Raw genomic sequence first — 25,396 nt, forward strand, 5'->3', positions numbered from 1 at the left:
CACAGGCCTTTTTTACAAGACCCTTCATCTAATTGATCGTAGAATTTCGAATTACCAATGTGGGCTCCAAAATCTTGGTTTGGAAAGATTCTTCTTCTTTTTCACTTTCAACCTTATCTATAAGCATTTGAGCAGCAATCTCTCCCATTTTTTCTCCATGTTGTGCAACCACCGTTAAGCTAGGATTGGCATATTTGGACAACTTGCCGTCGGTAAATCCAATAAATGATATGTCATTAGGAATATCGAGGCCTTTTTCCTGTACCAAACGCATGCTATAAACAGTAAAAATCTCATTTACACAAAGTACCGCATCCACTTCATGGGTATCAAAAAATTCTTGTATTCGTTCTTCGTCCATTTCCATGGTTGACAATTTGAGTATTCTAGACTCATTTATTTCTACCCCGCTCTCCAGAAGTGCCTTTCGATATCCTTCAGTTCTCGCCTTACTTACACTTAGATAATCATCGGTTGTTATTAAGGCTATTTTTCTTCTTCCTTGATCAATCAATTTTTTCGTTGCCATATAGGCTCCCAACTGATCGTCTATAACCACCTTGTCGCAATCAATTTCATTGGTGATGCGATCAAAGAGTACTACTGGAATTCCTTGTTCGGTGACCTCCTTTAAATGGTTATAATCCCCTTTTTGTTGGGTTTCTGAGGAAAGGGACATGATAAATCCATCTATACTGCCATTGGCCAACATTTCCATATTGATCACCTCCTTGTCAAAAGACTCCTCGGACAGACATACAATTACGTTATATCCCTTGGCATTCGCATATTTCTCAATACCTCGGATGACCGTGGTAAAAAAGTGGTGCACAATGGCCGGAATCACCACCCCAATATTCTTTGTTCTCTTGTTTTTAAGGCTAATGGCTATATTATTCGGCTTGTAGTTGTACAACTTGGCAAAAGCTTGAACTTTTTCCTTTGTGTCCCTACTTATTTCCTCGCTATTTTTAAGTGCTTTGGAAACCGTGGAAATCGAAACTTCCAATTCTCTCGCAATATCTTTTAAGGTGATTTTTGCTTTCAACAATTTTCTTGGTTTTGACTGTACAATTTAGCGCTAAATTTTGGATTTATTTATTTCGCTTTGCAACAATACATTTTTGACTCATTCTTTTAGCAAAAGATTAAAAAAATGAAACGAAATCCTTTCCAATAGTTAAATCCACACAAAAAATAAAAATAGTATATTAGCCCAAAAATTACATTTTTCCTTTTTTTTCTGTCCCAAGGTTGTGATTTGCTCAAAATATTTCCTTAAATTTTGTCAAACTTTCACAACACCTAAAGTTATTAACACGAAACCGTTTTCGTTCGATGCTAATATACAGTTGGATTTCTAATAATACTTTTTTTGCATATGTTTAACACTTGAATTAAAATTAACTAAACTTAAAATTAATTATTTATGAAGATTACGCTACTTAAAAGCCTGATGTTGCTTGGGGCATTTTTATGCTTCAATGCGGCCAAGGCACAGACGGTATCAGGTACTGTTTCTGATGCTAACGGTCCATTGCCGGGAGCTAGCATCTTGGTAAAGGGTACTACAAATGGTACCCAATCGGATTTTGATGGTAATTACACGCTGAACGACGTTAACAATGGTTCAGTATTGGTCTTTAGTTATATTGGTTTCAGTACGCAAGAAATCAATTATAACGGACAGGCAACCATCAATGTAACGCTACAAGAAGATGCGCAGGCCTTGGATGAAGTTGTTATCATTGGTTATGGTTCAACAACGGTCAAGGATGCTACTGGCTCTGTTACCGCGGTTACTGCGGCTGACTTTAACGGAGGTGTTATTGCTTCTCCAGAACAGTTGATACAAGGTAAAACAGCCGGTGTGAACATTTCTCAAACCAGTGGTGAGCCAGGTGCCGGAATCTCCGTAAATATTCGAGGTTCCAACTCCGTACGAGCAAATAACAACCCGTTATTTGTTGTTGATGGTATTCCATTATCAGGAGCACCCACTTCGCCTTCAGGGGATTCAGGTAACGGAGCTACTACGGTAAGAAACCCGTTAAACTTCTTGAACCCAGCGGATATTGAAAGTATAAGTATCCTTAAAGATGCATCGGCAACAGCAATCTACGGTTCGCGTGGTGCCAACGGTGTTGTTATTATTACAACCAAAAGTGGTAAAGGAAGTCAAGGAAGCACTATTGAGTTCTCTTCCAACTTGAGTATTTCAACTCCAGCCAACGATTATGACCTATTGGATCGTGATGAGTTTTTGGCAGGTGTTACCCAATTTGGAGGTAATGCAGCTGCTGTAGATTTTGGAGGGGTTACAGATTGGCAGAAAGTAGTTACGCGTACCGTAGCTTCCCACAATCAGAACCTTTCATATTCCAACAACTACGGACAAGGTAACTTAAGAGCCACTTTCGGATACACTAATACACTTGGTGTTGTTGAAAACACAGATTTGGAAAGAATTACTGGTAGAATCAATGCCGTGCATAGATTTCTAGATGATGACTTAACATTGAATGTTCAAGTATCGATTTCTAGAGTAAATGATGGTACAGCTCCATTGAGTGGTGGTTCTGGATTCCGTGGTGACCTTTTGGGTGCATCATATTCGGCAAACCCAACTTGGCCAAACGACCCCACTTTTACAGATGGGGGTACACAGTTGTTACCAGCCAACTTTTTGGAAAACTCTTTGTTAGAAACCAAAACAAACAGATTGTTGGTCAATGGTTCTGCTGAATACAAGTTTACCGATGAACTAACCGGTAAAATCAATGTTGGTTATGACAAATCGACAGGACAAAACTTTTCAGCCGTTTCCGGAAATATTTTAAACCTAGCTGGGATAGAAGGTCAAGGTTTTGGAGTATTTAATACTTTGGTAAACGAAAACAGACTTTTAGAAGCTACACTTAATTATAAGAAAGAGTTTGAAAACTCCAACTTGGATGTGTTACTTGGTTTTTCTTATCAAGATTTTGGAACTTCAGGTATAAACTCAGCAGGTAGAGGCTTTGACACCACTAACCTTCAAATCATGAGTAACGACCTTACCACAACGGTTAAGGAAGCTGGCGCCTCAATTGATGGTTCATTCCAACAATTCTATTACGGGACCAATACTAACGACCTTATTGTTAATAGACTTTTCCCAACAGTTACACCTGGTGATGCTGTACCATTTGCGTTTACAAGAAGAGTTCAGGCATTGGTAGCAGACACTTTCGATAATACCGATGAATTGCAATCGTTCTTTGCAAGGGTAAATTATACTTATGCAGGGAAATACCTTTTTACAGGTACAATTAGAGCGGATGGTTCTTCAAGGTTCGGTCCGGAAAATCAATATGGATATTTCCCTTCAGGAGCATTTGCTTGGCAGATTGGTGAGGAAGATTTTATTGGTGATGCAGTTTCAACACTTAAACTTCGTTTGAGTGCAGGTATCACTGGTAACCAAGATGGTTTAGGCTTTGGTGCTTTTGTAGCAAGACAGCGATTCGGAGGTCTAGGCCTTAACAACGACCTAACGGTTAACCAAAATGGTTTGGCCATTGTTGCCACAGACGTTCCTGATTTGAAATGGGAACCGACCCTAAACTTTAACGTAGGTCTTGATTTCGGTTTCAACAACGATCGTTTCAGTGGTAGTTTGGATGTATATCGAAGTGAAACAACCGATGTATTGCTTCAGACACCTCCAGCTGCACCAGCTGTTGACCCGTTCCAATTTGGTAATCAAGATGCAGCGATTATCAACAGAGGTATAGAATTGGCATTGTCTTATGACTTTATCCAATCGGAAAATGTGAATTTCTCTTCTTCTTTCAACATCGCATATAACGAAAATGAGATTCAGGATTTTGCAAGTGCTGTAAACACAGGTGAAATAAATGGTCAAGGTCTTTCTGGTGCATTCGCACAACGATTTGAAGCTGGCCAATCCCTATTCGCCTATTATATGGCAATTTTTGAAGGATTTGACGGAGATGGATTCCCAGTCTATAGGGATTTGGACGGAAATGGTGTAGGCGATCCAATTGCCGATAGAACTTTCGTAGGTGAAGATGCATTGCCTGATGTGACTACCGGTCTATCATTGAACCTTAATGTGAACAACTGGGACTTCTCGACCTATTTCGCAGGTCAATTTGGTTTCTCTGTGTATAACAACACTAGAAACGGTTTCTTCACAGCTGGTTCCATTAACAATGCTAGAAACGTTACTCCCGATGTACTGACAAGCGGTGAATCCGGTGGTGCTTCTGCAGATCCATCCACAAGATTCTTGGAAAAAGGTGATTTTGTTAGATTGCAGAACGCAACCATAGGTTATAATGTTCCTCTAAGTGGTGAAGGGACTTTTAAAACCCTTAGGTTCTCCCTTACAGGACAAAATTTGTTCCTGATTACAGACTACAGCGGTTTAGATCCAGAAATTACCGTGAACACAGGTGATTTGGGTTCAGGTATTCCTTCTAGAGGTATTGATTGGTCAGGATTTCCAAATCCTAGAACTGTTACAGTAGGAATTAACGCTTCATTCTAAACAAAAAAATTGAAAATCATGAAAAGAAGAATTTTAAAACTATATATACTTTCGGCCATAACATTGGCAGGGGTATATTCTTGTACCAATCTGGAGATTGAAGAATCTGATTCAATTATCAGTGACGGTTTCCAGGGTCTTGCCGATCCCAGCTCAGCAGTAGAGGGCTTGTACAATACAGTTGCCGGTCAATATGGTGATCAGGCCAATAGGTTTGCACTAAACGAGGTGACTACAGATGCTGCTTTAGTACCAACAAGAGGTACTGACTGGGGTGATAATGGACGTTGGAGAAATCTCCATACCCATGATTGGACCACTGAGGCCGGTGACATCATTGGCCCATTTAACCAATTCAATGCCAATCAGCTGGTAGCTTCACAAATTTTGGACTCAAGAAGTAATCCAAGTGGCCAGAATATTGGTGATGCAAGCTTTTTAAGAGCATACTCCATGTGGAACATCTTGGATTGGTTCGGACAGATACCATTCAGAGACACTTCACTTCCTTCTTCAACTTTGCCAGAGGTTATTACTGGCCAAGCTGCCGTAGATTTTATTTTGGCCGATTTGGACCAGGCAATTGCCAACCTTCCTGATGTTACTGCCGGTAATGTAGAGAACAATACAGGTAGTAAAGCTGCGGCCAGATTCCTAAAAGCCAAGGTTCTTTTGAACAAGCATATCTACCTAGGTGGTTCTCCAGAATCATCAGATATGAGCGAAGTGATTGCACTAGTCGATGCAATCGCAGCCCAGGGTTATGGGTTGCAAGCTGGATACTTTGACATCTTCCGTGATAGTGCGGACGATGAAACTATCTTTGCTTTGGCCTCCGGGGTTGGTAACAGAATCTTTAACGGTCTGCACTACAATTCCACTTCTTTAGGTGGAGGTGGTTGGAATGGTTTCAGTACACTGGCCGAATACTATGACTTGTTTGAAGGAGATCCAAACAATAACAGATTGGACGCTAGTGGAGCTGCACTTGATGGGCAAGAAGAACGTAGAGGTGGTGTGCCTCCAGGAGGAACCAATTTTACAGGAGCTGACCAAACCACCGATGATGGCGGATTTGAAGCAGGTTCCAATGTTGGAAACGGATTTTTAGTTGGACAGCAGTACGCCCTTGATGGAACAGCGCTTGAAGATAGAGCCGGTGGCCCATTGGCATTTGGCCGCGATTTTGTAGATAACAATGGAAATAATAGCCTTATCAACAATAGCGAAATTACCGGTATCCGAGTAATTAAATATGCCCCGAGATTTGGTGAGTTCCGTTCACACCAAGTGGTGTTCAGATATTCTGATGCGCACCTGATGAAGGCTGAAGCTCAAATGAGAAGTGGCGGAGATGCTACTGCTCTTGTAAATGAGTTAAGAGCAATTCGTGGTGTAGCACCTTTTGGTTCTGTTAGTGAACAACAACTATTGGACGAAAGAGGTCGTGAGTTATTTGCTGAAACATGGAGAAGAAACGATATGATTCGTTTTGGCCAATACACTAGAGCTTGGGAATTCAAATCGGCTGACAAAGTTGGTGATGTAACACGTCAGTTGTTTCCAATTCCGGCAGCTCAGCTTCTAGCAAATCCGAACTTGGTACAGAATCCAGGTTACTAAAAAGCTTCTCTGAGAATACTCAGAAGAGAATAGCGATAATTGAAAAAGGCTGCCGTTTGGCAGCCTTTTTTTTGTTCTATACCTATACGCATATAACCCTTTTCAAAATAAAATCAAGGAAACTGGCTTACAATCCAAACACATATGTCTTTTTGATTCGTTGTTTTTAACTATCCACAAGCTCGGCATAAAATTAACGACGACGAATTACAAATAATAAAAACATTAGGTGTCACTTCGAGTGTATTACAGAAGCATCAAACTTAATTTCTTATATAGGCTCCTACTACCTCAACCAAAACAATTTGCTTGGAAAATCGAGCATAAGAAAAGGGCATTCCAAAACTGAATAAGGAATGCCCCAATAATTAAAATTGTTTTCTTCTGCGAATTAATTGGCAAAATAGATGTATATCCCAATCACAATTACACAAATAAGTATACCCACCTGTTTAACATGTTTGTAAGGTTCAATATCAACCTGTTCTGTATACTTTTGTTCATAGGCTTCCGCCCTTGGTTTCAGTTTACCAATAATTAACATTATGGCAGCATTTAGAATGAACAAGATGGCCATCACATGTAAAAAGTGTGGGTAATTTTCTTCACCAAATACGAATGGTTTCAAAATGAACTGACTCAAAATGTATAATGCAGAGCCGCCAATGATCCCGATTTTAGCTGCTATCGCAGGTACGCGTTTTGTCAAGTACCCTACGATGATGATAGTTAAAATTGGTATACTATAGATGCCATTTACTTCTTGCAAATAAGCAAAAAGACTTCCGGCATTGGCTATCAGTGGAGCAATGAACATTGCGGCAAACGCCAAGACTATACCGAAGGCCTTTCCATACTTTACCACGGTTTTTTCATCCGCTTCCTTATTGATGTGTTCCTTGTAGATATCAATGCCAAACAAGGTTACGGAGCTGTTCAATACACTATTGAATGAACTGAGAATAGCACCAAACAGTACGGCGGCAAAAAATCCGATCAAGTAATCTGGCAGCACCTTATTAACCAATGCTGGATAGGCCTGATCGGGAACTTCCAGACTTCCTTGGAACATATGATAGGCAATAATTCCAGGCAACACAACGATCAGTGGTCCCAAAATTTTGATGAATGATCCAAGTAAAAGTCCTTTTTGCCCTTCTTTTAGATTTTTTGCACCAAGTGCACGTTGTATAATTTGTTGATTGGTGCCCCAATAAAATAGTTGCACCAACATCATTCCTGTGAAGATTGTAGCAAAGGGTACTGAGGCCTCGGACCCTCCAATTGAATCAAACTTTTCTGGGTTCTCTTCAAAAAGCACATCTATTCCCGAAAACAAACTTCCATCACCAATCGCAATCAATCCAAAAACAGGAATCAATATACCTCCCAATAAAAGACCAATAGCATTAATGGTATCGGATACTGCCACTGCTTTTAATCCACCAAATACCGCATATATGGAACCAATAATTCCAATACCCCAAATACATAAAATCAGTGCCGCTTTTTCTGAAATCCCGAGCATTCCCGAGACGTCAAACATGGTACTGATAGCCAGTGACCCAGAGTATAGAATTATAGGCAATAGCACCACAACATAACCCGTCAAAAACAATATCGACGTAATGGTTTTGGTCGTAGTATCATATCTATCCTGCAAAAACTGTGGTACAGTGGTCAATCCACTTTTTAAATACCTGGGCAGTAAAAAAACCGCTGTTACCACCATGGCAATTGCTGCCAATGTTTCCCAAGCCATAACCAGAATTCCTTCGGAATAAGCTTGCCCATTTAACCCTACAATTTGTTCCGTGGATAGGTTGGTCAAAAGCAAAGAACCCGCAATTACTCCAGCGGTCAAACTTCTTCCCCCCAAAAAATAGCCGTCCGACGATTTTTCATTTGTGCTTCGCGTTGCCAAATACGCAATGACTCCAACTAGTGCTGTAAAGCCCAAAAAAGAAAGTATTCCAATCATAATAATCTGAGTTTGGTTGTGACCTCTAAATATAACTCGATTATTTTGTAAAAATGAAGGATTTATCGAAAAATGAAGCTCGATACACCATAATCACAAACCCCTATTTTTTATGGGCAAAACATCACAAATTAGCTTTATTCTTCCCCCAAGTTTACTTATATTGTACGCTTATTTGAGAGATGTATGAAAAGGAAGGTGATCGCAGTTTTTGTACTCCTTTTTTCCACAATTTCTTGTCAAAACAATGTGGAAAAACAGTTCAAAAAAATACCATCTGAACACACCGCAATCGATTTCGTCAATCAACTTTCCGAGACTCCTGAGTTGAATATTCTTACCTATTTGTATTATTACAATGGAGCTGGTGTTGTAGCCGGTGATTTTAACAACGATGGTTTAATCGATTTATATTTTACGGGCAATCAAGTTTCTGATGAACTTTATTTGAACAAAGGGGCATTCACTTTTCAAAAAATTACCAATGAAGCTCAAATTAAAAATGACGAGGGATGGACTACCGGCGCCACACATGTCGACATCAACAACGACGGTCTTCTTGACATTTATGTATGTAAAGTTGGCAATTACAAGCATTTAGATGATGTAAATCGCTTGTACGTAAATCAAGGAATCAACGATAACGGAATCCCCACTTTTAAAGAAGAGGCCAAATCGTACGGGTTGGATTTTTCTGGATTTTCTACCCATGCCTCATTTTTTGATTTTGATTTGGATGGCGATTTGGACATGTACCTTATGAACCACTCCGTTTATCCTAACAGGACCTATGGAAAGGGAAATCAAAGGAAAAAGTTGGACAAGCTTTCTGGCGATGTTTTATTTCGAAATGACAATGGAAAATTTGTCGATATAAGTGCCGAAGCAGGAATTTTTCAAGGTAAAAGTGGCTATGGTCTTGGGCTTTCCGTAAGTGATGTGAACAATGATGGCTATCCTGATATTTATGTAGGCAATGATTTTTTTGAAAATGATTACCTCTATATAAACCAAAAGGATGGGACTTTTAAAGAAGTTATTTCCGGACCCGAAAATAAATTGGGCCACACCACCCATTACTCCATGGGAAATGACATTGCCGATGTGAACAATGACGGTCTAATGGACATTATTTCCTTGGATATGCTTCCGGAAAATCTGGAGACCTATAAAACTTCTGGGTTAGAATATGGATTCCCGATTTATCAACAGTACTTAAGAAATGGATATGCTCCGCAATACATGCAAAATACACTTCATCTAAATCTCAATGGTGAGGATTTTGCAGAGATTGGAAATTTAAGTGGGCTCTCAGCAACCGAATGGTCTTGGGGGGCGCTATTGGCCGATTTTGACAATGATGGCAAAAAAGACGTTTTTGTTTCCAACGGAATCAAGGGAGCTACCAACGATATGGATTTTATCAATTTCATCTCCAATGATAATATCCAAAGAAGAATTGAACAAGGTATGTCAACTTCAGATATGCCATTGATCGAAGAACTTCCTGAAAAAAAGATTGCCAACTATTTTTTTAAAAACCAAGGCGACCTGACTTTTGAAGAGGTGACCGAGGAATGGTTGGATAAAGAACCCTCCTTTAGTAATGGTAGTGTATATGCTGACCTTGACAACGACGGAGATCTAGATATCGTTGTCAACAATGTAAATCAAGAGGCATTTGTTGTCGAAAATACAGAAACAACAAACAATGCCTTGAGCATTGAATTTAAAGGAAGTTCGCAGAACAAATTTGGAATTGGCGCCAAGGTGTTGTCCTATTCAAAATCACAACAAATTTCTCAGGAGAATTTCGTTTCCAAAGGATATTTGTCTGCTGTTTCCCCAAGGATGCACCTGGGCCTCGGCAAAGATTCCATTTTGGATTCTCTTAAAGTTATTTGGCCCGGTGGGGCATATCAAACACTTCGTAATGTTGCTGCAAAGGGCACGCTTAGTGTTGATTATCAAAATGCGTCTTCCCATTATTATCGAACTAAAAAAGAAAAAACTAAATCCAAGTTTTCAAAACTGGATTCGTTGGTCAATTTTATTCATGACGAGCGAGCTTCTTTGGATTTTGATCGTGAACCATTGGTTCCTTTTGCCAATTCCAATGAAGGACCGGACATTTCCGTTGCCGATGTGAACAATGATGGTCTGGATGATTTTTTCATCGGCGGTGCAAAAACCCAGAGCTCCTCATTGTACATTCAAGAAGAAGGCGGTCAATTTCGACAAGAGCAAGCCGCTCTTTTTCAGGAAAATGCAGCCAGCGAAGACACAGCACATCTTTTTTTTAACGCCAATAGCGATGACTTTCTAGATCTTATCGTAGTTAGCGGGGGCAACGAATTTAAGAATGGCAAACCCCTAAGACCACGATTGTACCTCAACCAAAATGGGATATTTGAGCTTGACGAATTGCAATTTAGTGGCACTGAAGTCAATGCTTCCAAAGTACTATCCATGGACTTTGACAAAGATGGTGATCAGGATATTATAATTCTATCCGATCAAGTCCCTGGAGAATATGGTAAAACCCCAAGGCAGCATTTTTTCGTCAATGATGGCCAAGGAAATTTTAAAGATAGTATCCAAGAAATTGTTCCCGAACTGGCACTTTTAGGAAATATAAAAGACGCTGTCGCCATTGACATAGATTCCAATGGTTATGAAGATTTGATAGTTGTGGGTCATTGGATGTCTATTTCTATATTCTTGAATGATGGCAATCAACTGAAACTTCAAAAAAACAACGGCCTACAAAATACCGAAGGGTGGTGGAATGCATTAAAAGTTGCTGACATGGACAATGATGGCGATTTGGACCTTATTTGCGGCAATTGGGGCCTTAACAGTAAGTTCATGGCTTCCAAAAACCAACCCATCAAACTCTATTTGGCCGATTTCGATGATAACGGTTCCACAGAGCCGGTTATTACCTATTACCATAAAAATGTTGAGACTCCATTTGCCTCAAAGGACGAACTAGTAAAACAGATGCCCTTTTTAAACAAGAACTATCTGTCTTACAAAGATTTTGCGGCTGCGTCAATTCAAGATTTATTTGGAAAATCAAGCTTAGAGAACGCTGAGAAAAAAGAGATTGTTGAACTCGAAAGTGCATATTTTAAAAACGATGGGCAAGGAAATTTCACCAAAATGGCCCTGCCAAAAATGGCGCAAGCTTCCTCCATTTATGATATTGGTTTGGACGACTTAAATGATGACGGCTACCGCGATTTGTTAATTGTAGGTAATAATTATGAAATAAGCACCCAGTTGGGTAGATTGGATGCTTTTCATGGATTAATTTTACAAAACAACACGAACGGAGGCTTTGACATAGCAAAAAATAATGGTTTCAATCTTTTTGGAGCCGTTAGAACGTTGAAAAAAATTACTATCGCCGGCAAACCATCTTACATTGCCGGCCGCAATAACGATTCACCTATATTTTTGGTCAAAAATTAATGAAGAAATGAGAACACCCGTATTGAAGCTATTTTGTTTGTTGCTACTGCTGGGAGCATGCAACTCAAATGAAAAGAAGACTGGTTCAAAAGAAAAATCCGAAACCCTGTTCACTTTGCTGCCATCGGAGCAGACTGGAGTGGACTTTATAAACAAAGTTGAAAATCAGAAGAATTTCAACATTTTTAAATACCGAAATTTCTACAATGGAGGTGGTGTGGCCATAGGTGATATCAACAACGATGGCCTGCCAGATATTTACTTGACAGGTAATATGGAACCCAATAAGTTATACATAAACAAGGGCAATCTACAGTTCGAGGATATTTCAGAAAAAGCGGGAGTTACTGGAAACAAACCATGGTCCACAGGAGTTGTTATGGTCGATATAAATGCCGATGGCCTTTTGGATATTTATGTGAGCAATGCCGGAAATTTGGAAGGTAACAATCACGATAACGATCTCTACATCAACAATGGGGATTTAACTTTCACCGAAAAAGCAAGTGAATATAACTTGGCGGAAACTGGATTTTCCACCCATGCTTCCTTCTTCGATTATGATAAAGATGGAGATCTAGACGCCTATATTTTGAACAACAGCAATATTCCCGTTAGTAGTTTAGGCTATGCCGAACAGCGGGAAGTAAGGGCCCAAGATTGGGAAGGCGTCCCTCATATTTTTAGAGGAGTTGGTGATATGTTGTTGAGAAATGATGATGGCAAGTTCGTTGATGTCAGCGAAGACGCCGGCATTTATGGAAGCCTTATTGGTTTTGGTCTAGGAGTTTTGGTGACAGACATCAACAAAGATCTATATCCAGATATTTATGTCTCCAATGATTTCTATGAAAGAGATTATCTATACATCAACAACCAGGATGGCACCTTTAGTGAAGAAATAAAGAATTATACCCAACATTTGAGTCTTTCAGCTATGGGAATTGATATTGCTGATATTAATAATGATGGCCATAACGACATTTTTATCACCGATATGCTTCCGGAACCCGATCAAAGGGTAAAATCAGTAATGGAATTTGAAGGGTACAACATCTATGAACTAAAGCGAAGCAAGGATTTTTACCAACAGTACATTCAGAATACATTGCAATTGAACAATGGTAATGGTTCATTCTCTGAAGTAGCCTATTATAGTGGGGTCGATGCCACGGATTGGAGCTGGGCAGGCTTGCTTTTTGATATGGACAACGATGGCCTTCGCGACATTTTTATTACCAACGGAATAAATCACGATTTAACCGATCTTGACTTTGTAGACTTTTTTGCCAATGAGATTATTCAAAAAATGGCACTTACAGGTCGTAAAGAGTCCATTGATTCCATTATCAATAAAATGCCCATAAAACCTCAACCGAATTACGCTTATCGAAACAAAGGGGACATCACTTTCGATAATGCGAACAAAGATTGGGGATTTGAACTGCCCACAAGGTCCAATGGTGCAGCCTACGGGGATCTAGACAATGACGGGGATTTGGATTTAGTCATAAACAATGTAAATACGGAGACGTTTATCTATCGCAATAACACCAATGAGCAGAAAAACCATAATTACATCCAATTAAAATTGGAAGGTGAAGGCTCAAATCCATTTGCTGTGGGAACAACGGCATTTCTGTACTACGATGATCAGATTATCAATCAAGAATTAATTCCATCACGAGGGTTTCAATCTTCCATGGATTATATGATGACCATTGGGTTGGGAGAGGTTAAAAAGATAGATTCAATACGTATACTTTGGCCTAATGACAAAACCGAAAAACTTAGTAATATCGATGCCAATCAGGTATTGACTTTTAAACAAGTAGATGCCACCGAAACTTATTCCCCTTCAAAGGTAAAAACCAAAAAAACCTTGATACGTGAGTTGGAGAATAGCACTTTGACATCCCATGAAGAAAATACCTATAGTGATTTCGATTACGAAGGACTTATTTATAAGAAAACCTCTCAAGAAGGCCCTTCCTTGGCAATTGGGGACATCAATGGCGATGGAAATGAAGATATTTATGTTGGTGGGGCCGTTGGTCAACCTGGAACTATATACACGCACAAAGGCCAAGGGAAGTTGTCCATTACCGTGCAAAGAGCATTACAAGAAGATCGCTCTTTTGAAGATACTGCCGCCGCCTTTTTTGATGCTGATGGAGATGGGGATTTGGACCTTATTGTTGGCTCAGGAGGCAATGAAGTGGGAAAAGAGCGCACATACAGACCAAGATTATATTTGAACGATGGCAAAGGCAATTTTCAAAAATCTGCTCATTCCCTACCTTCTTCCTTTAAGAATGTTTCAACCATTTCCACTAGCGATTTTGATGCAGACGGTGATATTGATGTCTTTATCGGCTCAAGAAATATTGTTGGAGTATATGGTTTGGATCCCGATCATTTGTTTTTAGAGAATCAAGGTAACGGCGAATTCACCAATGCCACAGAAAGATTGGGTTATGGTTTAAAAGATGCAGGAATGGTCACGAACTCGCTTTGGGTAGATATTGATGGTGATAAAAAAGAAGACCTTATTACTGTTTCAGAATGGGGAACTCCTAAAATTTACAAGAATTCCGGTCGTCGACTTTCCGAATCAAAATCATCCTTAGACAGTCTTAATGGATGGTGGAATACTGTGGAAGCAGCTGACTTGGACAATGATGGAGATTATGATCTAGTATTGGGAAATCAAGGAGAAAACCTTCATTACTCCCCAAAAGAAGGAAACCCAATGAAAATGTGGATCAATGATTTCGATGATAACGGTACCATTGAACAGATAGTGACCCAAAATTATGACGGTGGAGATTATCCAATCCACCAGAAAAAGGAATTGACTGAGCAGTTAGTGTCCTTAAAAAAGCAAAATCTAAAAGCATCAGATTATGCAAAAAGAACAATACATGAACTCTTTCCGAAGGAAGTTATAGATCGCTCCATTGTAAAAGAGGTCACTCATTCTGAGTCGGTAATTGCTATTAATGAAGGTGAGGGGAAATTCAAAATCAAAAGACTTCCAAGCCGCGTACAACTTTCTTGCATTTGCGGAATTACCTGTGCCGATGTCAACAACGATGGAAACCTAGACTTGATCATGGCAGGGAACAATTTCGAGTTCAAACCACAATTCTCTCGTTTGGATGCCGGTTATGGCAATGTTTTGTTGGGTGATGGCAAATTGGGCTTCGATTGGCAGAATTATGATGAAAGTGGGTTCTTGATTCGGGACGAAGTAAAACATTTGAAACAATTCAAAGATAAAAACGGTAAAAGGTATCTAGTAGCGGCCATAAATGACGAAAAACCTAAGATTTTTGCATTGGATGAATAGATTAGCAGTTTTTTTTGGTGCCTTGATCATGGTTGGATGCTCAAAAGGGAATTCGCTGTTTGAGAATCCTACCCCTGATGAGACAGGCATCTACTTTGAAAATACAATCACGGAGTCCGATGACCTCAATATTTTGGACTATCTCTACTTTTACAATGGCGGAGGAGTGGCCGTTGGCGATGTAAATGGTGATAATTTGCCCGACATATTCTTTTCGGGCAACCAAGTAAAGAACAAACTCTATCTCAATAGGGGAAATCTCAAATTTGAAGATATCTCTCAGTCTGCTGGAGTTGAAGGAAACAGCACTTGGAACACCGGAGCGGTAATGGGCGATGTTAATGGCGATGGATTATTGGACATTTATGTTTGTGCCGTTGTGGGCATCAACGGCTTTAATGGACATAACGAGCTTTACATCAATAATGGAACTTCAGGCGACACAGGAAAGGTGACTTTTACCGAAAGCTCCATTAAATATGGGCTGGATTTTGATTCCTATAGCTCCTCAGCAGCCTTTTTGGATTATGACCTTGATGGAGATTTAGACCTTTACCTTCTCAATCATGCAGTACACACTCAAGATTCGTACGGCAAGGCTGAACTTCGAAACAAAAGAAACTATGAAACTGGTGATAAATTGCTTCGAAACGATAATGGAAAATTTACCGAGGTCAGTGAGGAGGCTGGTATTTATGGTGGAATCAACGGATACGGACTAGGTGTTGCTGTGTCCGATTTCAATCAAGATGGTTATCCCGATATTTATGTTGGGAATGATTTTCATGAAGACGATTACTACTATCTGAATAATGGTGACGGCACTTTTAGCGAACAATTAAAGCAACATTTTGGGCACAGCAGCAGATTTTCCATGGGTAACGACGTTGCAGACATTAATCATGATGGTCTTCCTGATTTAATTTCTTTGGATATGCTGCCAGAAGATGAAATACCATTAAAATCTTCGGAAGGCGATGACAATATTCAGACCCAAAAACTGCGCATTGAACAATACGGTTATCATTACCAGTTTACGCGCAATATGCTTTATGTTAACCAGGTTGATGGCAACTACATGGAAACCGCTCTTATGAGCGGCGTTGCCGCAACAGATTGGAGCTGGAGTGCTCTTTTTGCCGATTATGATCAAGATGGAGAGCAGGACATCTTCGTCTCCAATGGTATTCCCAAACGCCCAAATGATCTGGATTTTATCAACTTTTTATCCAGCGATCAAATACAGAGCAAGGTCAACAATACCAAATTGGTGGACCAAGATGCGCTGAATATGATGCCTACCGGAGCTACTCACAATTATGTGTTCAAGGGCAAACCAAGTTTGGCATTTGAAGATATGTCGTCCAAATGGATTTCTAACGACACGCTGATTTCAGGAGCTACAGCACTAGGAGATTTTGACAATGACGGTGATATTGATGTGGTCACCTCCAATCTTAATAGTCCACCATCTTTATATATCAACAAGACCGATGCAAAATCAAATTATCTGAAAATTAAGTTCAACTATATTCAGCCCAATAAACTTGGAATTGGCACCAAGGTTTATGCCTATACCAATGGGAATCTACAGTTCAAAGAACTATACTTAAGTAGAGGTTTTCAAGCTTCAAGTGAACCAATAATTCACTTTGGTTTTGGTGCCGCTGAAAAGTTGGATTCTTTAAAAGTAGTTTGGCCAAATAGTACGTATCAGATTTTAAAGGACATTGAGGTCAACCAAACCTTGACAATTTCACCTGAAAACACTAAACCTTTTGAATATGGCCGCTCTAAGGCCGAAAAACCAACACTTTTTAAGAAAATTGAGGATGCCTTAGGCATTGATTTTGTGCACAAGGAAGATAATTATGTCGATTTTAACCGGGAAAAATTGATTCCCTACAAAGCTTCTGACCGAGGACCAGCACTAGCCATTGGAGATTTAAACAATGATGGTAAAGCGGATGTTTTTCTTGGCGGGTCAAAATTTATTTCATCCCAGATTTTTGTTCAACAAGATTCAGCTTTTGTTTTGAACAAAATCCCTGAAATTATTCAAGATTCCATTAAAGAAACGGTAAGTGCAGCCATTCTAGATCTTAATGATGATCAAAAGAACGATCTTATTTTAGGGAATGGAGGAGCCGATTTCTTTGGGTCATCCAATCCTTTGACTGACGATTATTTTATTCAAAAAGATTCAGCATACGTCAAAAGTGAACTTCCCGAGTACTTTCAAAATGCAGGGGTTATCAGACCCTATGACTATGATCAAGATGGAGATATCGACATTTTTGTTGGAAACCATATTGTAACTTCAAAGTTTGGAGAAACCCCTAATTCCTATTTGTTGAAAAATGACGATGGAGCATTTTCCATAGTAGACGATTTTATTGCTAGTGAAACTGGAATGGTCACGGATGCCATATGGCACGATTTTGATGCTGACGGCTCAAAAGACCTTATTGTAGTTGGCGAATGGATGTCACCAAGATTCTTTAAAAACAGCAACGGAAGTTTCACTGAAACGCTGACCATGGATTTAAACGGGCTATGGCAAACCATAGAACCCTTTGATATTGATCAAGATGGTGACGTCGATTATTTACTGGGAAACTGGGGTAAAAATTCAAAATTCGTAGCCTCAAAAGAAAACCCGCTAAAAATGTATTTTTCCGATTTTGATGACAATGGAAGTACAGAGACCATAATTGTCTTGAACAAAGCTGGAAAAGAGTATCCCATCCATGATTTGGATGACTTGGCCTCTCAAATGGTATCCTTAAGAAAAAAATTCAATACTTATAAATCTTTCGCCGGCAAGGAAATCAAAGAGATTTTGGATACGGAAGCCCTTAAAAATGTCCAAACCTTATCGGTCACTGAACTTCGTTCAGGGTATTTGAAAAACGAAGCCGGCACTTTCACATTTGTACCTTTTTCTTTTGAGTTACAGGTTTCACCCATTATGGCCTTTCTTTCGCATGATTTTGACAATGACGGTCATGCTGAAGTTTTGGTCGGAGGAAACTATTTTGGGGTTAAACCATATCACGGTAGGTTTGACAGCTTCCCGGGTGCCTTGATTAAAAATGAAAATAATGTAATTTTGGGCAATCGTCTAGGTCTCGATTTTAATCAAAAATCTTTGCGTCATCTAGGTATTTTACCTTTTAAGGACAAAGAATACCTGCTTGCTGTATTTAATAATGAAAAAGCCCAACTATATCAAATCAACAAATAAAATAAATTGGTTATGAAAAAGAGTTTAGGAACACTACTGATCATCGCTCTTGCATGCTTCTCTTGTGCAAAAAATGAGGAGCCCATTGTGATATCTCCAGAAGATTATCACAGTTCTGTTGACAAAGTGACCGAGGTGATGATCCATGATATTTTTTCACCCCCTGTGGCAAGTCGAATTTATGCATACCCGAATGTCGCTGCTTATGAAATATTGGCTCAAAAAAATGATGATTATAACTCGTTACAAGGTCAGGTTACCGATTTATCTGCCGTTCCGCAACCGGAAAACAAGGCCAACATCAATTGGGATTTGGCAGCGCTTATCGCACATATCGATTTGAGCAAACGTCTTATTTTTTCCGAAGATCGCATTGAAACCTTCCGTGATAGCCTTTATGATAAATGGGAAGACCAAAACCCTACAGAATTTGAAGCTTCCAAAGCCTACGGTTTAAAAGTTGCAGATCATATTGCGGCTTGGATGGACAAGGACAACTATAAACAAACCCGGACCATGCCTAAATTCACGGTAGATTCTGAAGATCCTTCAAGATGGCAACCTACCCCTCCTTCCTATATGGATGGTATTGAGCCGCACTGGAGTAAAATAAGGCCTTTTGTGATTGATTCTGCCAATCAATTTAAACCAACTCCTCCTCCTCCATTTTCAATGGAGAAAGATTCTGATTTTTATAAAGAGGTGGTCGAGGTGTACGATATTAGCAACGAGATTACCGCAAAAGGAGATGAATCTGAGGAAATTCAAATTGCCAAATTCTGGGATTGTAATCCATATGTTTCCGTAACCAGGGGACATTTAATGTTTGCAACCAAAAAAATCACTCCTGGGGCACATTGGATTGGGATTGCGAAGATAGCTGCTAGAAAAACTGATGCTGATTTTGCAAAAGCAGTCTATGCCTATACCAAGACTTCCATTGCGATTGCCGATGCTTTCATCAGCTGTTGGGACGAAAAATATCGAAGCAGCCTTATCCGCCCTGAAACCTTGATTAACGAACATATCGATGACAGTTGGGAACCTGTGCTACAGACACCTCCATTTCCAGAGTACACGAGTGGACATAGCGTAGCGTCTGGAGCTGCGGCGATGGCCTTAACCAGTGTTTTTGGTGATGATTTTGCCTTTGATGACGATACCGAGGTGCCTTACGGGCTACCTGTTAGATCGTTCAAATCATTCAAAGCTGCCGCTGACGAGGCTGCAATAAGCAGAATGTATGGTGGAATCCATTATAGGGCCGCCGTGGAAATAGGGGTCAATCAAGGTCGGTCTTTAGGGCAATTTGTTGTGGACAATCTTGATATGAACTAAAATCTTCAATCCCTTTAAAGTTAGCTTGACAATATGAAAAAAGTTCTTTTGGGCATCTTGGCGATTTTACTGTTGGCACTTTTATGGTATTTGTTCATAAAATCCTCGGATTATACCATACGATTTGAAGCCAAAACCTTTCCTGGAGCCATTAACCAGACCATAAAACTATGGGATCAAACTTTGGACACCATAACACCGGTATCCCAAGAAGGTGATGATATTTACCATTTAACCCAAAGGGTTAAATTTGGTGATTCCACACATATTTATGATTGGGAAATTGAAGCGATTACTGATTCTACGTCCAAAGTCAAGGTCAATATTAGTGATGAACAACATAGTTTGTCAAACAAGATTAAAGTACCATTTTCAGATACAGATTTTGAAAAACGGTCCCGAAGAACAGTCCTTGATTTTATGGAAAACCTGAATGACCATGTCAACAAATTCAAGGTAACCATTGTGGGTGAAGAAGAGATTCCAACGAAGTATTTGGCATACGTTCCACTGAAGGTTACCCAATTTCAAAAAGCAGGTGGAATGATGAAAAATTTGAATTATATCACCCATATTTTATTGCAAAATGAGGTGCAGTTAGATGGTCAACCCATTGTTCAAATCACCAAATGGGATATGGAAAAAGATAGCATTGAATATAATTTTGGGCAACCCATTATCCGTTCCGAAAGATTGCCAATGAATACCGACATTAAATACCGACGTATTTTCGCGAAAAAGGCCTTAAAAGCCGAATATAATGGCAACTATATTACTTCGGACAGGGCTTGGTATGCCCTTTTGGACTATGCAAAAGCCAATAATATTGAGGTTGAGCCAACTCCTGTTGAGGTTTTCTATAACAACCCCAATTTTGGAGGCAATGCACTTCAGTGGAAAGCCGAAATCTATATGCCTATAAAAGAGAGCAATGAATAGGGTTGTACCCATATTGCTTTTACTTTTTGTACAAGCCTGTGCGCAAAAACCTTGGTATGGAGATTTAAAATTTGAAGGTAAGATTCCCTCTAATTTGAGTGAAGTCTCGGGCATGGTGTCGACAAACCCTTCCTCTGTCTGGATTATAGAGGACAATGGAAATAAGGATCATATCTACGCACTTAATCTTAAAGGGCAACTGATCAAAGAATTTAAGGTAAAAAATGCCAAGAACAACGATTGGGAAGATTTGGCCAAAGACGAGGCAGGCAATATTTATATTGGAAACTTTGGAAACAACCACAACGACAGAAAAAATCTTTCCATTTACAAAATACCCAATCCGAACAATGAACCGGGCAAAAAAATTGAGGCGGAAAAAATAGCTTTTCACTATCCCGAGCAAAAGAAGTTTCCTCCCAAAAAATCTAAACTATTATACGATTGTGAGGCTTTCTTTTACCAAAATGATTTTCTATACCTCATCACTAAAAACCGTACACGACCTTATACCGGAAAGGCATTAATCTATAAAATTCCAGCGGTCAAAGGTTCATATGAAGCGGAACTGGTAGGAGAATTTGTTTCTTGTACCGACCAAAAATTTTGTTCCATTACTTCTGCTGACATTTCTCCTGATGGCAAAACAGTGGCCTTACTGGGCTCGGGTTTTATTTGGCTCTATTCCGATTTTGCTGGAGAAGATTTTTCACAAGGCAAAAAACAATTCATTGATGTAAAGCACCGAACGCAACAAGAATCCATTTGTTTCTTAAACGACACCACGCTTTTGATTGCCGACGAACAATCCCAAACCAAGGGTAGAAATCTGTATTCGTATAAGCTTGATTAACACCCTGGATAGAAGTTCGGGAATCTTGAGCTAAAAAGCCATAGCAAATTGATGGATATTGGATATGAATTGTCCCCTTGAGGAGCCCTGAGCGTAGTCGAAGGGTAGGGGTGTTCCATCCTTTCCACCCTGCTTGCAAGATACCTTTCCCTTCCTTCAACAACCTGTCCTCCATACGAGACTTCGGAAGGCAGGAGCTCAGGATGACAGGAAGGTGGATTGATGTAAAGTATCAAGACGGAAGGGATTGTCTTTAATTTTCCCATCACCTAGCATCGAGCATCGGGTATGCTTCTAAAATCCAAAACCAACCCCAAAGGCAAATCGCATTCCGTCCGAACTACTAAACAATCCAAAATTAGCCGAAAGAATATCGGCCCCATTTAAAAAGAAGCCCCCTCCGTAGGAGTTATGCCATTTATCCGAATCATCACCAGGAAACCACACCCGGCCATAATCAAATCCACCATAAATACCCGGAGTAACGGGTAACAATCCGGTTTGTCTGTTTCTAAAGCTTAAGCGCAGATCTGTATTTTGATAAAAGGCTGATTTTCCGGTGAAACGTTCAAAACGGAATCCGCGCAATCCATTATTGGCTCCAATGCTAGCACCTTGGTAAAACTCAAAATCATCTCCAATATTTACATGTCCTTTTAGCTTGGTCGCTAAAACGAGTTTTCCATTGGAGCATAATTTATGGTCTATGGACAGGCTTGGAATAACATATCCAAACGCTCTATCAGAATCTGTCAAATTGGTTTTATACCCGGCTTGCAATGAGAAACTCATTCCCATTGTCGGAAAAGCTTCATTGTCGGTATTGGAGTAGCCATATTCAGCATCCACACCAAAAAAGTCTTGTTGGGTCTCCCTTCCTAAATTGGTAAAGAAGTCTTCTATAAAACGATCTTCGGTTTCCTCTACATCATAGTTTTCATAGGAAACACCCAGTTTCACTTTTGAACCCAGACGTCCTCTCCATACCAAAGAAGGTGCAACTTTTATGGTCTTAATTTTCACCCGGTTAAAATCGAGTTCCAGGGGTTCATCATCGTCATTGTTTTCTGTTTCATTGCCAAAACCAAAGAAGTTGATGGCAAAATTTGGACTGGTAAATCTGGCATCCAACTCCAAATTCACCCCTTCGAACACATTGGCAAACTCTCCCTTATATCCCAAATCAAAACCATTGGTGGCAAAATAATAGGACGCGTTGAATATATGACGCTGCGTAAATGGGTTCTGTCTGAACCCATTAAATAGGTATGTATTGGTAAATCCAATCCGAAAACCATCATCTGGGTTAGCACCAATTGTAGGCAAAAATTGATTGTTACTGGCCTTTATTTTAAGGAATTCATAGGTGTTGGTGTCATAATCGTTTATCTGATGTACGGTGCCGCCAAAAGCTTCGTCATAGGTGTTCTTTTTGGACTTAAAATCGTAGGTGTGCACCTTTCTTGACTTTTCATCGATTTTATAGATATCATTGTTTTGCCCACCAACGATGCGCACCTTAATTTTCGATGTTTTGGTGTTGACATCAAAAACATCATCGTCGTCTAAACCATACACCCAAACTTCCTTGGTAAATTCTGGTTTGTATATTTTTTCGAAAAATTGGTCTTTCTTTTCTCCATTTTTGATGCGATAGCCTCGTACTTCCAAATCTCCATTTGGTGCAGAAACTATATTAAAGTAATCGTCCTTGTCCGTACCAGTGACTACGCTGTATTTGTTGATGACCCCGAAATATTCCCTGGCAGTGCCGACAAGGTTTCTTTTTCTGGCCAAAAGCGTCTTTTTGATTTTATCGATGGTCTCATCCCGAACTTCCTCCGGGAAATTCAATAAGGCATCATCAATTACGGCTTCTGTAATGTGTTGCTGAAGAAATTTTGCCTGTTCTTCCCATGTTTTCATATCGGTTTCGGACAATAGTGCCATATCCAAGGCAAAAGTCCTCGGTGACGAGGTAAATCCTTTTACGCTTCTAATCTCTTCATGGAATCCTTCAAAAATTCGAAGTCCTGGCACTGCCCGTGAACCAAATCCCATGATAAAACCATCTCCCCAAAGTGAATAGGCCTGATCTCTATCTCGTGGGATAGGTTTATAAACTTTTTTACCATCCTTCCCATCAAATTCAGCCCATCGCCATTGATCTACGTGTCTATCCCAATCTCCTATCAACATATCGAACAAACGCGCTCTTGCATAAGTTTCCCCATCCAAACTGTATTTTTCATCCTTGCGCAACTTTTGAATGAAATCATAAGTGCTTTCAATCTTTTTGGTTTTTCCAAAGCTTTCCAAATCAGAATGGCCATCAGAAACATGTTCTTCAATCATGTATAATCCATCACCAAAATCAGTATTAAATCCTCCCAAAACCGATTGTTTGGGAACGTAGAACAGTTTGGGATTGGTATGATAGAGTTTCGCGGCATCAGAAAGTTCTCCGACCGTAAAAGGGGCATACGGATGGGCTCCTGTGTATAAATCCAATAGCAATTTTTCGATAGAAGTGTCATCAAATTGCCCAATAACATAGCGTTCTTGAAAAGCAATAGCCTGTAAATAGCGTTCTGCACTCTTGCGCAAATCGCGCATAACATACTGCTTACCGTCCTTATCCCTTAACCGTAAGGAATTGGATTGGTTTCCACCTCCTTTTCTTACCACGGATAGTCCTCCATAAAGAGTATCCAACAACACGGTGGGTGCTTTTACTTTGGTAGCATAATATTTTCGATAGCGTTCTCCCCAGAGCCATTTGTGAAATCCACTTTTATCGATTTCCTCATCCGTATAGATGGAAGCCGACTTAAATGCCGGAAAATCGCTGCTGTACGATACGCTTTCGGTAGATGTATCTGGCGGAAGTACCTGTGTCTGATATAGCAATTCCTCCGGGCTGTCACCAGCCCCATAAAATTCCACTTCTGACGACCCATCGGTGAAAACGTTCAATACAGCGTAACCTGTTTTGCCGGTGGAGAATTTACTGCCATTCAATAATCGAGTAGCTCCTGTATTAGCTCCAGAGCCACTCACAATCTGCGGTATTCCTTTTTCCTCAATATATTGCAAGGAATGCTCATGACCTGAAACAAAAACCACCTTATCGGAATATTGGGATAATGTGGTTATCCTATTTTTTAAATGATTGTACATTTTGTTGTACAGATCTGTGGTTGATGCGCCAGAAGTCTTCCGTAACAAATTTGCAAGTGAACTAAGCCCAGGTAATGGAAATCCTTTGCCGCTTGGATTCATATGTTCCTTAAACGAAAAATAGCCTCCATGAGATCCATAAGTGAACATAGGGTGGTGCATTGCAATAATGGTGGTCCTATCCACATTTTTTTTGATCAAGCTTTCCAATTCTTCAAACAACCTGCCCCGATCTTTGATTTCGCAATCGTCATTCATTGTGGGGTGCCTATCCCAGTTGGTCAAATACCATTCTGTGTCAATTGCAATCACCAATATATCATCACTGATCTCAATTTTTTCAATTGGACAGCCATTGTCAGGTAAAAACACCTTTTTACTATCCAATGCCTTTTTAATATACTTTTCCTGTCGTTCAAGTCCTTTTAGACCATCACTATACCAATCATGGTTCCCTGGAATGAAAACTGTTTGTCCCTTAAAATCAGTAACTGTTGCCAGTTGAGCATCCAAATGGTTCTTTGCCAAGGCATGACCTGAAGGGTCAACATTCTTGTCTGGTAATCCAGCAGGGTATATATTATCCCCTAAAAAAAGTACGGTGCTGTTCCTGTTTGCTTGGCGCAATCGGTCCTTAAATCGCTTTAAGGTCGCATTCAAATCCCCGACAGGTGATTTACCTGCATCACCGATAAGATAAAAGGTGTGTTCAATTTCTTTGTCAGTGGAAACATCGGTTTTATTGAACGGAGTGGCATACTTTGCTTGGTAAGTTGCACAACTGGTTACTAGCACCAATAAAAGGACAGCTAAGTATTGTTTTTTCATATCACTGAGGTTGATTCCAAAAT

General features: G+C 39.8%; 11 protein-coding genes. 8 read left to right on the forward strand and 3 right to left on the reverse strand.

Annotated elements, in window-relative coordinates:
- Positions 1 to 28 precede the first annotated feature (28 nt).
- Entirely contained in the window at positions 29 to 1,048 is a 1,020-nt protein-coding gene (locus tag ACULLG_RS01010; RefSeq protein WP_452126515.1) for a LacI family DNA-binding transcriptional regulator, read from the reverse strand.
- A 381-nt stretch (positions 1,049 to 1,429) separates the two neighbouring features.
- Between ACULLG_RS01010 and ACULLG_RS01015 the strand changes: the two genes are divergently transcribed.
- Both ACULLG_RS01015 and ACULLG_RS01020 read left to right on the forward strand, forming a co-directional pair.
- Positions 1,430 to 4,555 (forward strand): SusC/RagA family TonB-linked outer membrane protein, encoded by a 3,126-nt coding sequence (locus ACULLG_RS01015; protein ID WP_452124903.1) that lies wholly within the window; start codon positions 1,430 to 1,432, stop codon positions 4,553 to 4,555.
- 18 nt (positions 4,556 to 4,573) lie between these two features.
- A complete protein-coding gene (locus ACULLG_RS01020; RefSeq protein ID WP_452124904.1) occupies positions 4,574 to 6,178 on the forward strand; it encodes a RagB/SusD family nutrient uptake outer membrane protein in 1,605 nt (534 codons plus the stop codon).
- 391 nt (positions 6,179 to 6,569) lie between these two features.
- Here ACULLG_RS01020 and ACULLG_RS01025 read toward each other — a convergent pair whose 3' ends face one another.
- Positions 6,570 to 8,159: a solute:sodium symporter family transporter gene (locus tag ACULLG_RS01025; protein ID WP_452124905.1), complete on the reverse strand. Its 1,590-nt coding sequence runs from the start codon at positions 8,157 to 8,159 to the stop codon at positions 6,570 to 6,572.
- 186 nt (positions 8,160 to 8,345) lie between these two features.
- Between ACULLG_RS01025 and ACULLG_RS01030 the strand changes: the two genes are divergently transcribed.
- Genes ACULLG_RS01030 through ACULLG_RS01055 form a run of 6 tightly spaced genes read left to right on the forward strand, consistent with a single transcriptional unit; the run spans position 8,346 to position 21,365 of the window.
- The gene (locus ACULLG_RS01030; protein ID WP_452124906.1) at positions 8,346 to 11,636 is read left to right on the forward strand and encodes a VCBS repeat-containing protein; all 3,291 of its coding nucleotides are present in this window, start codon (positions 8,346 to 8,348) and stop codon (positions 11,634 to 11,636) included.
- Positions 11,637 to 11,643: 7 nt separating this feature from the next.
- Positions 11,644 to 14,988: an FG-GAP-like repeat-containing protein gene (locus ACULLG_RS01035; RefSeq protein WP_452124907.1), complete on the forward strand. Its 3,345-nt coding sequence runs from the start codon at positions 11,644 to 11,646 to the stop codon at positions 14,986 to 14,988.
- On the forward strand, positions 14,981 to 18,235 hold the full coding sequence (locus ACULLG_RS01040; protein WP_452124908.1) for a VCBS repeat-containing protein: 3,255 nt from the start codon (positions 14,981 to 14,983) through the stop codon (positions 18,233 to 18,235). Before ACULLG_RS01035 ends, ACULLG_RS01040 begins: the two co-directional genes overlap by 8 nt.
- A gap of 12 nt (positions 18,236 to 18,247) precedes the next feature.
- Positions 18,248 to 19,573, forward strand: coding sequence for a vanadium-dependent haloperoxidase (locus tag ACULLG_RS01045; RefSeq protein ID WP_452124909.1), 1,326 nt, complete (start codon positions 18,248 to 18,250; stop codon positions 19,571 to 19,573).
- Between the two features lie 33 nt (positions 19,574 to 19,606).
- The gene (locus ACULLG_RS01050) at positions 19,607 to 20,512 is read left to right on the forward strand and encodes an AraC family transcriptional regulator (RefSeq protein WP_452124910.1); all 906 of its coding nucleotides are present in this window, start codon (positions 19,607 to 19,609) and stop codon (positions 20,510 to 20,512) included.
- Positions 20,505 to 21,365 (forward strand): hypothetical protein, encoded by an 861-nt coding sequence (locus ACULLG_RS01055; protein ID WP_452124911.1) that lies wholly within the window; start codon positions 20,505 to 20,507, stop codon positions 21,363 to 21,365. The genes ACULLG_RS01050 and ACULLG_RS01055 overlap by 8 nt, the downstream gene beginning before the upstream one ends.
- A 294-nt stretch (positions 21,366 to 21,659) precedes the next feature.
- On the opposite strand, the gene ACULLG_RS01060 is transcribed toward ACULLG_RS01055, so the two are convergent.
- Positions 21,660 to 25,373, reverse strand: a complete 3,714-nt coding sequence (locus ACULLG_RS01060; protein ID WP_452124912.1) for a metallophosphoesterase — start codon at positions 25,371 to 25,373, stop codon at positions 21,660 to 21,662.
- Between the last annotated feature and the right edge of the window lie 23 nt (positions 25,374 to 25,396).

It is taken from the genome of Flagellimonas sp. 2504JD1-5 (genome assembly GCF_053618295.1).